This is a genomic window from Streptomyces sp. NBC_00483 (assembly GCF_036013745.1).
Lineage (GTDB): Bacteria > Actinomycetota > Actinomycetes > Streptomycetales > Streptomycetaceae > Streptomyces.
On sequence record NZ_CP107880.1, the window covers coordinates 167704 to 181459 of the forward strand.

General features: G+C 70.6%; 13 protein-coding genes. 8 read left to right on the plus strand and 5 right to left on the minus strand.

Features of this window, described 5'->3' with window-relative positions; all coding sequences use genetic code 11:
* The first annotated feature begins 347 nt into the window (after positions 1 to 347).
* Positions 348 to 1223 carry an SGNH/GDSL hydrolase family protein gene (locus OHA73_RS00830; RefSeq protein WP_327653798.1) on the plus strand — a complete coding sequence of 292 codons (876 nt, stop codon included), beginning with the start codon at positions 348 to 350 and terminating at the stop codon, positions 1221 to 1223.
* Between the two features lie 52 nt (positions 1224 to 1275).
* Here OHA73_RS00830 and OHA73_RS00835 read toward each other — a convergent pair whose 3' ends face one another.
* Positions 1276 to 2511 carry an alpha/beta hydrolase gene (locus OHA73_RS00835; RefSeq protein WP_327653799.1) on the minus strand — a complete coding sequence of 412 codons (1236 nt, stop codon included), beginning with the start codon at positions 2509 to 2511 and terminating at the stop codon, positions 1276 to 1278.
* 259 nt (positions 2512 to 2770) lie between these two features.
* On the opposite strand from OHA73_RS00835, the gene OHA73_RS00840 reads away from it, so the two are divergent.
* The 5 genes from OHA73_RS00840 (at position 2771) to OHA73_RS00860 (ending at position 8487) form a co-directional block, all read left to right on the plus strand.
* On the plus strand, positions 2771 to 4972 hold the full coding sequence (locus tag OHA73_RS00840) for an FUSC family protein (protein WP_327658376.1): 2202 nt from the start codon (positions 2771 to 2773) through the stop codon (positions 4970 to 4972).
* A gap of 96 nt (positions 4973 to 5068) precedes the next feature.
* Positions 5069 to 5836 carry a nucleoside phosphorylase gene (locus OHA73_RS00845; protein WP_327653800.1) on the plus strand — a complete coding sequence of 256 codons (768 nt, stop codon included), beginning with the start codon at positions 5069 to 5071 and terminating at the stop codon, positions 5834 to 5836.
* On the plus strand, positions 5833 to 7125 hold the full coding sequence (locus OHA73_RS00850) for an amidohydrolase (RefSeq protein ID WP_327653801.1): 1293 nt from the start codon (positions 5833 to 5835) through the stop codon (positions 7123 to 7125). The genes OHA73_RS00845 and OHA73_RS00850 overlap by 4 nt, the downstream gene beginning before the upstream one ends.
* Entirely contained in the window at positions 7122 to 7739 is a 618-nt protein-coding gene (locus OHA73_RS00855) for a sulfite oxidase-like oxidoreductase (protein WP_327653802.1), read from the plus strand. The genes OHA73_RS00850 and OHA73_RS00855 overlap by 4 nt, the downstream gene beginning before the upstream one ends.
* Positions 7732 to 8487, plus strand: a complete 756-nt coding sequence (locus OHA73_RS00860; protein ID WP_327653803.1) for a ferredoxin reductase — start codon at positions 7732 to 7734, stop codon at positions 8485 to 8487. Before OHA73_RS00855 ends, OHA73_RS00860 begins: the two co-directional genes overlap by 8 nt.
* Positions 8488 to 8490: 3 nt before the next feature.
* On the opposite strand, the gene OHA73_RS00865 is transcribed toward OHA73_RS00860, so the two are convergent.
* The 3 genes from OHA73_RS00865 to OHA73_RS00875 all read right to left on the minus strand — a co-directional run bounded on the left by OHA73_RS00865 (position 8491) and on the right by OHA73_RS00875 (position 11227).
* Entirely contained in the window at positions 8491 to 9813 is a 1323-nt protein-coding gene (locus OHA73_RS00865; protein ID WP_327653804.1) for a S28 family serine protease, read from the minus strand.
* Positions 9814 to 10161: 348 nt separating this feature from the next.
* Positions 10162 to 10653: a peptidylprolyl isomerase gene (locus tag OHA73_RS00870; RefSeq protein ID WP_266718340.1), complete on the minus strand. Its 492-nt coding sequence runs from the start codon at positions 10651 to 10653 to the stop codon at positions 10162 to 10164.
* A gap of 112 nt (positions 10654 to 10765) precedes the next feature.
* Complete coding sequence (locus OHA73_RS00875; protein WP_443063193.1) at positions 10766 to 11227, minus strand: DUF4188 domain-containing protein; 462 nt, start codon at positions 11225 to 11227, stop codon at positions 10766 to 10768.
* Between the two features lie 118 nt (positions 11228 to 11345).
* On the opposite strand from OHA73_RS00875, the gene OHA73_RS00880 reads away from it, so the two are divergent.
* Complete coding sequence (locus OHA73_RS00880) at positions 11346 to 11987, plus strand: MerR family transcriptional regulator (protein WP_327653806.1); 642 nt, start codon at positions 11346 to 11348, stop codon at positions 11985 to 11987.
* A 76-nt stretch (positions 11988 to 12063) separates the two neighbouring features.
* Positions 12064 to 12348, plus strand: a complete 285-nt coding sequence (locus OHA73_RS00885) for a zinc-ribbon domain-containing protein (protein WP_266718334.1) — start codon at positions 12064 to 12066, stop codon at positions 12346 to 12348.
* 193 nt (positions 12349 to 12541) lie between these two features.
* Here the strand turns inward: OHA73_RS00885 and trpS are convergent, their stop codons facing one another.
* On the minus strand, positions 12542 to 13612 hold the full coding sequence (gene trpS / locus OHA73_RS00890; RefSeq protein WP_327653807.1) for a tryptophan--tRNA ligase: 1071 nt from the start codon (positions 13610 to 13612) through the stop codon (positions 12542 to 12544).
* Positions 13613 to 13756 lie beyond the last annotated feature (144 nt).

The following is a 13756-nucleotide window of genomic DNA, read 5'->3' on the forward strand; positions in this document are numbered from 1 at the left end:
ATGTCTCCATCGTCCGGGGCCGCCATTGGGAGTGCTCGGCGCCGCCTGTTTCGCATCGGTGTGTTCGATTGTCGCCGTCCGCACGGCCCCCGCCACCTCAATCGGTGAACACGCCGGGGGTGACCTGCCGACGGCTCCGCCATCCGTCTGTGAGGCTATCGAGCACCACTGACAACCCGGTGTTGCACGACTCTCCCCTGGTCACGACCCTGTGCACACCTATTGACTGATATTCAAACTCGTCGGTAGCTTCAACTACCGGCGCGCTGAACCCCCTTGCCTCACACGGAACTTGGCCATGCCCCGGCCCGGTTCCGCAGGTTCCGAATGCTTCGAAGGAGCATCAGATGGCGATCCGCGCGTTCAGCGGCAGACTCACGGCCCTCGCGGCCACGACCGGCGCCGCCCTCGTCACCCTCGCCGCACCCGCACACGCGGCCCCCGAGCCCCTCTCCTACGTCGCTCTGGGCGACAGCTACAGCGCCGCTTCCGGCGTGCTTCCGCTCGACCCGAAGGCCAGCCCGCTGTGTGCCCGCTCCACGGCCAACTACCCGCACGTGATCGCGAAGCGCACCGGCGCCGCGCTCAAGGACGTGACGTGCGGCGCCGCGCAGACGAAGGACTTCGCCGGATCCCAGTACCCGGGCGTGCCGCCGCAGCTCGACGCGCTGAGCAAGGACACCGACCTGGTGACCCTCACCATCGGCGGCAACGACAACAGCACCTTCATCAACACGATCCTGTCCTGCGCCACCGCCGGGCTCGCCTCCGCGGGCCAGGGCCACCCGTGCAAGTACCTGAACGGCGACAAGTTCAGCGACGAGATCGACGCCAAGACGTACCCGGCGGTGAAGTCCGCGCTCCAGGCGGTCAAGAGCAAGGCGCCGAACGCAAAGGTCGCCGTCCTCGGCTATCCGTGGATCATGCCGCAGGTCGCGCAGAAGGGCTGCTTCCTGAAGATGCCGATCGCGTCCGGCGACGTGCCGTACGTGCGCGACATCCAGTCCCACCTCAACCGCGCGGTGCAGCGCGCGGCCGGCGAGACCGGCTCGACGTATGTGGACTTCTCCCAGTCCTCCGAGGGCCACGACGCCTGTCAGCCGATCGGCACCCGCTGGGTCGAGCCGGCCCTCTTCGGCACCAACTTCGTCCCCGTGCACCCGAACGCACTGGGTGAGTCGGCGATGGCCGACGCCACGATGGGCGCTCTCGGGATGCACTGACTCACGGGCCGCTGGCCCCGCTTCAGCGAAGTCAGCTTCAGTGGAGTCAGCTTCATATGAAGGCGATCTCCGGGTACTTCGGCGACGGCGCGTCCAGGAGCGCGCCGTCCCCGCCGCGCAGCCAGCGGTCGAAGAAGGCCGCGAGATACGCCCGTTGAGCCGCGACCGCCCGGTGGGTGGGCACCCTGCCCACCCATGCGGTCAGCGTCTCGCGCGGCAGGTCGAGGCGGGCCGCTATCTGTGGCAGCAGCGTCGTCGCGTCCGTGTACGTGGCGTGCCGGGAGCCGCGCAGGGTCAGGTCGCGTCGCCATCCACTGCTGTGCCGCCACAGCTCCCGCCAGGACGGGACGTTCGTCCGGTCGTTGCCCTCGCTGCCCATCAGGAGCACGGGCCGGTCCACGCCCTCGGCCGCGACGGTGGAAAGGCCGCCCTCGTCGTGGTCGTCCTGGACGTACGCGAGCACGCCGTCGAGGTTCGCGGCCGCGGCGAGCCGCTCGTCGTCGTGCAGGGTCTGCAGCGCGGCGAAGCCTCCCGCGGACTGCCCGAACATGCCGATCGGCGCCCGGCGCAGCCGCTGCGTGTCGAAGGCCCGCCGCACCACATCGAGGACGAAGCGGGCGTCGGCGACGCGTACGGCCGTCGTCTTCTTCAACAGCGCGGTCACCCCGGCCGGGCCGGACTGCTGCGCCTTTTCGAACTCCTGCGGGAGCCGGGAGACGGCCACGCGCCCACCGGGGAACTCCACCGCCGACGCGTCGTAGGGATGGTCGATGGCGATCACCACATAGCCGCGCGACGCCAGGTCGTCCGTGAGCGTCGTGCCCAAAGAGTGCGGGTCCACGACGCCCGGCGAGTACAGCACCACGGGATGTGCCGCGCGGCGGTCGAGCGGCGCCGCGGTGTGGGCGAAGGTCCGCGTGGCCGCCCAGTCGACGCGGCCCGCGGGCAGCCCCGCGAAGTTGTTGAGCCGGTCGAAGCCCGCCGCCTCCCGGGCCGTCATCTGCGGCGCCCGCCCGTGCCCGGCCACCGCCCGTGCCGGGTAGCGCACGTCCACCATCAACTCCCGTGCGGGAGCCGCCGTCCACGGGTCGGGGCGGGAGCGGTCCACCAGGCGCAGCGCCACCCTGCCCACAGGGTGCGGGCCGCTCGGAGCTGGTAACCGAAGCCGCACCCGCTGCGGCGCGGCGGCCACCGCGGGCGCCGCGCCCAGGGTCAACAGCGCCGCGCCGGCCGCGAGTACACCCCGCCGGGCCGGCCCGCCCATCGAAATCGTGCCGAGATCGTCCATGGCTCAAGATTCGTGGAACCGCCCCCTGCGCACCATCCGGCCCACCCCCACTTCTCGTTGGGGGCAATCCCCCAGAAGTCACCATGTGACCAGGTCGGGCGCCGTCCACCTGTCGATACTCGTGTCAAGAGCGTGCCCACCTCCTCGTATGCTCGGGGGCGACGCCGACGGACCGATCTTGGAGTGAGTACTGGTGGCGCGACGGCCGAGGGACACCTGGGACCGCTTCATTGCATCCGATCCGGGGCTGCTGCGCCTGATGGCCGGGCTGCGGATCGTCGCGGCCATCGGGCTGACGCTCGCCGTGCTCGCGCTGCTCGGCACGGATGTGACACACATGGTCGCGGGCGCGATGGCCGCGATGGTGAGCACGTTCGCGATCCGTGAGAAGAATCTGCGAGGGCAGGCGATCACGCTCGCATGGGGATTCCCGGTGGCGCTCGCCGCCGTGACCCTCGGCGCGCTGCTGCACAGCAAGGTGATCGCGGGTGATCTCTTCTTCATCGCGCTGATCTTCGGCGCGGTCTACTTCCGCCGGTTCGGCGACCGGGGCACGGCTCTTGGCCTGATGGGTTTCCAGGTCTACTTCGTGTCGCTGTTCGTGAACGCGACCCCCGATCAACTGCCGGTGCTCGCGGGCACGTTGGCGGTGGCGTTCGGCTGCAGCGCGGTGGCCCGGTTCGCGCTGGTGCCGGAGACGCCGCAGCGCGTGCTCGGGCGGCTGCGCGGGGCGTTCCGGGCGCGGCTCGCTCAGCTGGTGACCGCGCAGACGAGGCTGCTCGACGCCGCGCCGGAGGACCTCGACGACGTACTGGACGATCTCCGCCACCACACCTCGCGGCTGCACGAGACGGCTCTGATGATCCAGGGCCGGCTCGAGGACGGCGCCGGGGACGCGGCGACCGCCTCGCTGATCCAGCGCCGTATCGCCGACGCGGAGATCTCCGCGGAGCGCCTCGGCATGCTGCTGTTGAACGCGCGCAGCGCCGAACGCGCCGACACCCTCACCCTGCACCTCCCCCACGCGCCCGCGCCGGCCGCGGGCAAGCTGCTGTTCCGCGACGACGAGGACGAGTCGACGGCCACCCTCCGCCGCGATCTGGGCGCCCTGCACCTGATGGTGTCCCGCCCCGCCGATGCCAACCGGGGCACGGCCGTCGCCCAGATCCGCAACCGTCTGCTCGGCTACCGCGACGAGGAGCGGATGCCTCCGGGCGCCACGCTCGCCGTGCAGGACGTGTTCCGCGGCATCGGTGAGGCGGCCCGCGCGGTGATGGGTCTGCGGATCGCGCTCGACGGCCCGCAGGACGAGTCGGACGACTCCCCCTCCACGACGCGTTCGCGTGAGGAGCTGGAGGCGGAGGACATGTCCATCACCGGCACCGTCGCGCTGACCGACGCGGAGAAGGAGGCCGACGAGGACGAGGACAACCGCGGGGGCCTGGACCGGCCCACCACCCGCGCCGCCTTCCAGGTCGCCGTCGGCTCCGCCCTCGCGATCGTCGGCGGCGAGTTCCTCTCCAGCCAGCGCTGGTACTGGGCCGTCCTGACCTGCTGGGTCGTCTTCCTCAACACCGCGTCCACGGGCGAGATCGTCATCAAGGGCTACCGCCGCGTCCTCGGCACGGTGCTCGGTGTGCTCGCCGGAGTGCTGCTCGCGGGGGCGGTCGGCAATCACACGTGGCTGGCGTTCGTCCTGGTGCTGCTGTGCGTGTTCGCCGCGTTCTTCACCGCCCCGCTGTCGTACGCGCTGATGTCGTTCTTCGTGACGGCGATGCTGGGCCTGCTGTACACGCTCCTGAACACCTACAGCCTCGACGTGCTGGTGCTCCGCATCGAGGAGACCGCGCTCGGTGCGGCGTGCGGCATCATCGCGGCGATGCTGGTGCTTCCGGTGCGCACCGACCGGCGCACCGACGAGCTGCTCGCCACCGTCCTCGAGCGGCTCGGCGATGTCGTGGCGGGCGCGGTGGAGCAGCTCAGCGGCGGCCCGGCCGCGGACCTGCTCGACCGGGCGCGGGACCTCGACACCGCCCTGGACGACCTGCGCGCGTCCACCAAGCCGCTGACCCACGCGATCGCCCCGCAGCGCGAGCGGCGGCAGACCGTGCGCTATCTGGTGGCGCTCCTGGAGACGTCCGCGTACCACGCGCGTTCCCTGGCGGCGACCGCCGAGCTCATCCCGTACAGCAAGCATGTGGCCGCCGATCCGCGGCTCGGCAGGGCGGCGCGGCGTATCGCGCACAACATCGATGTGTTGGTCGCGCAGGTGAACGACGAGGACACGACGGGGACCGTCGAGTCCGGCGCGAGCATCGCGGCGATGCTGGAGACCGACGGCCTGGGGGTGCCGGCCGCGAACACGGTGACGTTCCGTGTGCTGCGTCACCTTCAGCGGCTCGACGAGGGGATCTCCGGTCTGGCCCGGCCGCTCGACGTCCCTGTGGGACCGCGCACATAGCGGGGGTCTGCCTTCAAACCCGCTCCGACCTGGGGATACGATCCCCGGATCCCCTCCGAACCCGATGCCGCGCCGACGCATGACTGGAGCCACCTCGTGAGTGCCCCCGCACCCGACCCCCACTCCTTGCTCCCGCTGAGCCGAATCCCGCGTACGGGACTGCCGCCGCGCGCCGTCGTCGTGGGCGATCCGGAGCGCGCCGCGGCCGTCGCCGCGCTGCTCGACGACGCCGTGGAGGTGTCGTACAACCGCGAGTACCGCACGTTCAGCGGGACGTGGCGCGGGGTGCCGGTCGTCGTCGCCTCGCACGGCATCGGCGGGCCCGGCGCGATCCTGCTGTTCCAGGAGCTGGCCGACGCGGGCGTGCGGACGTTCGTGCGGTTCGGTACGGCGGGTGCGATGCGGCCGGGGATCGGCGACGGCGACCTGGTCGTCGCGGAGGCCGCGGTGCGCGACGACGGCGTGACCGGCCAACTGGTGCCCGCCGAGTACCCGGCGGTGTCCGCTCCGGAGGCCGTGCTCGCCCTCACCCGCGCGGCGCGCGAGGCGGGCGCGCCGCACCATCGGGGAATCGTGTGGACGCGGGCGGCGTTCCAACCAGGGCTGATCCCGCTGAACCAGTACGACGGCGCGGGCCTCGCGGCGATCGAGATGGAGGTGTCCGCGCTGTTCGTCACGGCGTCGCTGCGCGGGCTCGTCGCGGGCGCCGTGCTCGTCGTCGACGGCGTGAACGCGGACGACCTGGTGGACGAGGACAGCACCGGCGGCTACGACCCGCACCGCGAGGTCGTCGCGGAGGGCGTCGCGCGCGGCAGCGTCGTGGCCCTGGAGGCGCTGCGCATACTTACCGAGGAGCAACTGTGACCGAGTCCGTCGATCTGCTGGTGCACGGCGGCACCGTCCTCACCGTCGACGACGCGTCGACCGTGCTCGCCGACGGCGCGGTCGCCGTGCGCGACGGCGCGATCGTGACGGTGGGAACCGCCGACGAGCTGCGCGCCCGCCACACGGCCACCGACACCATCGACGCCTCCGGCGGCCTGGTGCTCCCCGGCCTGATCAACACGCACACGCACCTCGCGATGACGCTGCTGCGCGGCACCGCCGACGATGTGACGCTGCAGGAGTTCCTGGGCCGGGTCGTCCCCGCAGAGGCGCGCCTGCTCGACCCCGGCACCGTCGCCTCCGCCGTCCGCGTGGCCGTCGCCGAGAGCGTGCGCGCAGGTGTCACCTCGGCGCTCGACATGTACTGGTTCCACGAGGCCGCCGAGGAGGCCGCGCGCACGGCGGGCTGGCGGCTGCACACCGGGCCGCTGTTCATGGACGTGCCCGAGCCGCCGGACGGGCGGCCGTACAAGGAGCGCATGGAGTGGGCGCGCCGGTACCTGGCCGGGCGCCCCGCCGGCACCCGTCCCGTCCTGTTCGCGCACTCGACGTACACGCTCTCCCCCGAGCAGCTCGCCGAGTGCTTCGCGCTGGCCCGTGAGTTCGGTGCGCTGATCCACCTGCACGCGGCGGAGAACGCCGCCGAGGTCGCGGGTGTCGAGGTGGCACACGGCAAGCGGCCGGTGGAACTCCTCGAATCCCTTGGCCTGTTGGGCCCCGACGTGGTGCTCGCGCACGCCGTCGACCTGACCGGCGGCGAGATCGCGGCGATCGCCCGTGCGGGCGCCTCGGTCGCCCACTGCCCGGTGTCGAACCTGAAGCTGGGCTGCGGCATCGCGCCGGTTCCCCGGCTGCTGAGCGCGGGTGTCACCGTCGGCCTCGGTACGGACGGCGCCGTCAGCTCGAACACCCTCGACGTGCTCGGCGCCGTGCGGCAGGCGGCTCTGGTGCACAAGGCGGACGGCGATCCGACGGCGGTCGACGCCGAGCAGGCCGTACGCATGGCGACCATCGAGGGCGCCCGCGCCCTGGGCCTCGGCGACGAACTCGGCTCGCTCGAGGTCGGCAAGCGCGCCGACCTGGCCGTCCTCGACCTGAACCGGCCGCACCTCACGCCGCGCCACGACCCGTACGCGATGCTCGCCTACGCCGCGCAGGCCTCCGACGTGCGGGACACCGTCGTCGATGGCAGGGTCCTTATGCGCGACCGTACGCTCACGACTCTCGACGAGGGCGCGGTCCTCGCCGATCTGGAGGCCCTCGCATGACCGGCCACCCCACCCCCACCCGAGGCTTCGTCGGTCGCCCCCGCGTCCACAACCCCGGCCTGCCGCCGGGCCAGTACGACGCGGGCGACGACTGGCCGGTGCTCTCCGCCGAGGTGACGCCTCAACTCGACCGCGAGGACTGGACGTTCACGATCGACGGCCTGGTCGCCGAGGAGCACACCTGGACGTGGGACGAGGCGCGGGCGCTGCCCCCGGCGACGTACAGCGGGGACATCCACTGCGTGACGACCTGGTCGAAGTTCGGGGTGCGCTTCGGTGGTGTCTCGCTCGACACGTTCCTCGACGCGGTACGCCCCTCCCCCGGGGCGACGCACGTCATGGCGTACTCGCACACCGGATACTCCGCGAACCTGCCGCTCGCCGAGGTGACGGGCGGCAAGGCGTGGCTCGCCTTCACCTACGAGGACGAGCCGCTGCCGACCGAACACGGCGGCCCCGCCCGCCTGTTGGTGCCGCACCTCTACTTCTGGAAGAGCGTGAAGTGGGTCGCGGGCATCAGGCTCCTCGATCACGACGAGCCCGGTTTCTGGGAGCAGAACGGGTACCACGCGCGGGGCAACCCCTGGGAAGAACAGCGATACGCAGGTGACTGAGACCGTGCCGGACACCACCACTTTCACGCCGCCGACCCGGTTCGCCGTGCCGGGCCGCATCGCCGCCGGGCAGGGCGCCGCCCTGTGGCAGCGTGCCGTGCTCACGGAGATCCGCCGGGAGACGGCGAACGCGTCGACGTTCCGTTTCGCGGTGCCCGGCTGGCAGGGGCATCTGCCCGGTCAGCACCTGATGCTGCGGCTGACCGCCGAGGACGGTTACTCGGCCCAGCGCCACTACTCGCTCGCGTCGGCTCCCGACGACTCGGGGCACATCGAGCTGACCCTCGACCACGTCGCGGACGGCGAGGTCTCCGGCTTTCTGCACACCGAGGCGCGGGTCGGCGACGAGGTGGAGATGCGCGGCCCGCTCAGCGGCTTCTTCGCGTGGCCGGGCGACCGGCCCGCACTGCTGCTCGGCGCGGGTTCGGGTGTCGTGCCCCTGATGTCGATGATCCGCCACCACAGGCAGCGCCGGCTGACCGTCCCGCTCAAGCTGATCGTGTCGGCACGCACCCGTGCGGACCTGATCTACGCCGAGGAGTACGGGGCCGAGACGACGTCGGTACTCACCCGTGAGGACGAGCGCCGACGTCTGGCCGCGGATCATCTGGCGCCGTGCTTCACCGAAGGTGCGCCACAGTGGGAGGCGTACGTGTGCGGCTCCAACTCCTTTGCCGAGCACGCCTCCCAGCTGCTGGTCGGCCTCGGTCAGCCGGTGGACCGGATCCGCATCGAGCGCTTCGGCTGACGCCTACCGGACACCCGCCCAGCGCTTGATCGTGGCCGTCGCCGCGTCCCGCTCGTTCGCGGGCAGCGCGGAGATCCGGGCGCCGTGGTTGGACTTCGGCACGACGTACTTGTACGAGTCCTTCTTGCTGGGCGTGAACTGCTCGGCGCTCCACGGGTCGTTCTGCCCGTAGACGAACAGCATCCGCTCGGACTTCGTGCGCACCCATTTGTCGACGCCCTTGATGACGGTGCCGTCGTAGGTGGTGCGCATGTCGGCGGGCAGCACGGAGTTCGGCTGGTAGATGTCCGGGTAGTGGCGCACACCCTTGAGGTTCTTGAACTTCAGGTCGGCCCAGCCGAGTTGGGCGGCGGCCTGCCGGTAGTAGGGGCCCGAGCTGTTGGCGCCGAGCGTGGAGTCCTCGTAGATGGACAGTCCGTGGTCGAGGGACCACTTGTAGAGGTCGTCGTCGGAGACCTTCTTCGCGTCCGGCACGGTCGGGCAGTCGTCGACGGAGCCGGACTGCCAGAAGTTCCACACCTGGTCGAGGACCGCGAACTCGTAGGCCCGATCGGTCGTTCCGAGGGTGTTGGTGAAGGTGTAGCCCTCGTCCTTCGCGGTCTTCTCGAACTTGGGCAGCAGGGTGTCGCGGCGCGCCAGCATCTCGCGCTGCACGGCGGCGAGCCCGTCGCGACACTGCTGGGTGCCGACCCTCTTGAAGAAGTCCTCGTAGCCGCTGTCGTCGGCATTGTTGGCATCGTTCGGGGCGACGTAGGCGACGACGCCGTCGTAGTCCTTGGGGTGGAAGCGGTAGTGGTACGTGGCCGTCATGCCGCCCTTGGAGCCGCCGGTCGCCAGCCACTTCGACGTCTTCTCGTACAGCGGCCGCACGGCCCGCACGATGCCGTGTTCGTCGGCGGCCTCCTGCTGGACGGTCATCTTGCCCCAGGGGGTGCCGCCGGCCGGTACGGACGGGCCGAAGAAGCGGTGCTCGACGCTGAGTTGGTTCGCGTCGAGGAGGGTGGTGGGCTCGCGGGTCGAGGAGGACAGCTCGTAGCCGCCTGTGTAGAAGACGACGGGCTTGGCCGTCGACTTGTGCCAGAGCGTGAAGCGCTGCTGGAACGTGCCGAGGCCGGGTCTCGCGTGGTCGACCGGCTGCGTGATCGACAAGGAGTAGAGCGGGAAGCCCTCCTTGTCGGTGACGCCGGTGACGCTCACTCCGGGCAGGGCCCGCAACTGGTCCTCGAACGAGGCGGGCGCGGCGGTCGCCGGTGCCGCGGTGGCGGCGAGGGCGCCCGCCGTGAGGGCGGCGGACAGCAGCAGCGTGGGTATGGCGCGCAGGCGCACAAGGGTCTCCCTGGGTCGAGGAAACGGTGCGGCGGATCGGTGATCCACCGACCGAGACCCTAACCTGCGGCGCCCGCCCGGGAGTTGGCCTCACGTCGAAAACGCGAGGAGCCGGGACCCCTTGACGGGGTCCCGGCTCCCAGGGTCCTTCTGACGGATCTTGCTGGAGTCGCGGGGTCTGGCACGCACATCTGCGGCGTTGTCGTCGGTTGCCAACGCTCCGCGTTGACGCCCTCCTCCGCCTTGCAGCTGCACGCACCAGACCCCGCTCGCGGAGCCGAACCGTGCGGCCTCCCACGTCCAGCCTGATCCGTCAGAAGGACCCTTGCACCGGATGATCGGCCTGGATCAGAGCTGGCCGGACTCGGAGATCGTGATCTTGGCGGAGGTGCCGCCGCTGCGCGAGCCGAGGGACTCGATCTTCTTCACGAGCTCCATGCCGTCCTCGACCTCGCCGAAGACGACGTGCTTGCCGTCCAGCCAGTCGGTGACGATGGTGGTGATGAAGAACTGCGAGCCGTTGGTGTTCGGGCCCGCGTTGGCCATGGAGAGCTGGCCCGGCTTGGTGTGCTTGAGCTGGAAGTTCTCGTCGGCGAACTTCTCGCCGTAGATGCTCTTGCCGCCCGTGCCGTTACCGGCGGTGAAGTCGCCGCCCTGCAGCATGAACTGCGGGATGACGCGGTGGAAGGACGAGCCGGCGTAGCCGAAGCCCTTCTCGCCCGTGCACAGGGCACGGAAGTTCTCCGCGGTCTTCGGGACGACGTCCTCGAAGAGGTTGAACGTGATCCGCCCAGCGGGCTCGCCGTTGATCTCGATGTCGAAGTAGGTCTTGATTGCCATGGACGCAATCCTTTCATCACCAACCCCGGATTGCCGATTCGGCCCGTCGGGATGGCCATTTTCGTACGCCATTCGTACGCTGCGTGACGCTCCGCTTACGGGGCGGATACATTCAGACCGCGAGCCGGTCCCGCGCCCGCACGCCCTCACCGAGCGGACGCACGCCGTAGGCCTTGCCGAGGCCGTAGGCCGGCATGTCGCCGTAGATCGTCTCGTACGAGCCCGCGGGCACGATGTAGGTCTCGTGCCAGACGCCCACATGCCCCTTGCCCTTGCGGAGGTAGCGGTTCGTGCGGGCCCACCAGGGATGATGCCGACTGTCGGAGGCGGCCGCGTAGGCGAGGAGCTTCTCCTTCGACTCCCAGTACTGGATGACGTAGAAGTTGCGCGGGTCCGAGGTGCCCAGGACGTGGTGGAGCAGACCGGCCGTGCGATCCTTGCCGAGGTCCCTGAGCATCATGAGCATCGCGCACATCACCGGGATCCAGCGGTGGACCGCCCAGAACCGGTTGATCCGCATACCGGCGACGAAGAGCACGACGTCGCCGTCGGCGGCCGCCGTCACCCGCCCCATCTCCAGTTTCGTGAACACAACTCCCCCGTTCCCGTCTGACATTGACAGGGGGTCAGGGGTCCCCCGATCCCCTGACCCGTGTTTGGATAGTGGCACTTTCCAAGGAGGGGCACAAGGGATGCGACTGGCAGAGCTGAGCGAGCGCAGCGGGGTGCCGGTCGGCACGATCAAGTACTACCTGCGCGAGGGGCTGCTGCCGCAGGGCGAGCGGATCAGCGCCACTCAGGCCGCGTACGGCGAGGCGCATCTGCGGCGGCTCGGCCTGATCCGGGCGATGATCCAGATCGGGCGGATCCCGGTGGCCACCGTGCGGGAGGTGCTCGGACATGTGGACGACGAGTCCCTGGGGACGACCTTCCGGCTGGGCGCCGCCCTGTGGGCGATGCCGCAGCCGCCGGAGGCGCCCGCGGACGACCCGCTGACGGCGGAGGTGACCGAGGCGGTCGACGGGTTCCTCGGCGACATGGGCTGGCAGAACGCGCGCGAGATCGGCGTCCTCTCCCCCTCATACCGCGCCCTGGTCACCACGATCGTCACGCTGACCCGCCTCGGCTTCTCGCGCGGGCCCGAGATCCTCGCGCAGTACGCGCACCTCATGGAGGAGGTGGCCCAACTGGACCTGGACCAACTCGACACCTACGAGGACGACTCCGAGAAGGTCGAGCTGGCGGTCGCGGCGGCGGTCCTGTACGAACCCCTGCTGCTCGCGCTGCGCCGGCTCGCCCAGGAGGAGCACTCCACGCGCCGCTACGGCTTGTGAGGCTCAGGGGAGGGCCGCATACGATGACGGCCGGACGCCGAACGCTCTGCGGCGGACACACAACGGGAGGGACCCAATGATCATCTTCGGCACGCGGGGCTACGCGTACCAGCTCGCGATCCTCACCTTCGTCTGCGGCAGCTGCGGCAATCCCGCGGCGCACACGCTGCGGAAGTTCGTCACGAAGTTCACGCTGTTCTTCATCCCGCTGTTCCCGATCTCGACGAAGTACCAGGCGCAGTGCACGTTCTGCGGCGCCGCGCACCAGGTGCCCAAGGATCACGTGGACGGGATGCTCGCGCAGGCCGCCGGGCCGGGGGCCGGGGCGCCGCAGCAGCAACAGCAGCACCACCAGGGCTAGTTGGTTCGCCGGGGGCCGATGCCATAAAAGGTGGCCCTGTCGCCTCCCAGGGGGGGAGAGGGGGCGACAGGGCCACGGGCTCGAGCGCCCGGGGGGGGGTGGGCTGCTTGAGCGTCTGTTCTCCTGCTGCCCGGGATCGGGCCGGGCATGCATGCCGCAGGCAGAATCGTCCCGGCGGCTTTTCACGCCCTCGTCAGTAGTCGGCGTTCATGGCCGCCCGCACCTCCCTGAGCGTCGCGTCGGCGACCGCGCCCGCCCGCTCGTTCCCGGCCCTCAGCACGTCCCTGACCAGGCCACGGTCCTGCGCGTAGCACTCGCGCCCGGCCCGGATCGGCGCGAGGTACTCGTTCACGGACTCGGTCACGCGCCGCTTGAGCGCGGCGCTGCCCCCGCCCCCGATCTCCTGCGCCACCGCGTGCGGGTCGACGCCTTCGCACAGGGCGGCGAGCAGGACGAGCGAGGAAACCTCGGGGCGGGCCCCCGGGTCGTACGTGATGTGGCGTTCGGCGTCGGTCTTGGCGCCGCGGATCAGCCGCGCGGTCTCATCGGGCGTCGCGGACAGCGATATGGCGTTGCCGCGGGACTTGCTCATCTTCGTGCCGTCGGTGCCGAGCAGCAGCGGCGCCGTGGACAGCAGGGCCTCGGGCTGCGGGAAGACCGGAGTGCCGTTGCCGTAGCGGTCGTTGAAGCGGCGGGCGACGGTTCGGGTGACCTCGAGGTGCGGCAGCTGGTCCTGGCCCACGGGGACGAGGTTCGCCTTGCAGAAGAGGATGTCGGCGGCCTGGTGCACGGGATAGGTGAACATCAGGCCGCTCACCGCGGACTGCCGGGAGTGGGCGATCTCGTCCTTGACGGTGGGGTTGCGGCTCAGCTCGGCGACCGAGACGAGGCTGAGGAACGGCAGCAGCAGCTGGTTCAGGGCGGGCAGGGCGCTGTGCGTGAAGATCGTGGAGCGCTCGGGGTCGATGCCGATGGCCAGGTGGTCGAGGACCAGCTCTTCGACGTGTCCGGTGAGATTCTCGGCGATGTCGCGGTCGGTGAGGACCTGGTAGTCGGCGATCAGGACGAAGGTCTCGACGCCGAGGTCCTGGAGCCGGACGCGGTTGTGCAGGGTGCCGAAGTAGTGCCCGAGGTGCAGTCGGCCGGTGGGCCGGTCCCCGGTGAGGATGCGGAACTGCCCGGGATCCTTGCGGATCAGCTGTTCCAGCTCGGCGCTGCGTTCCTGCGCGGCGGAGGTGCCGAGGGCGTCGGTGCTGCTGCTCATGGTGGTCTCTCCCCTGGGTCACGGGCGTCCTCGGGACGGTGTGACCTCCGGTGGGAGGGCATGAAGAAAGGGCCGTCCTGGGACGGCCCTTGTACGTGCTTGTCTGTGCGGCCGCCTCTAAGTGAGGCGCCACCAGTTCAGGCA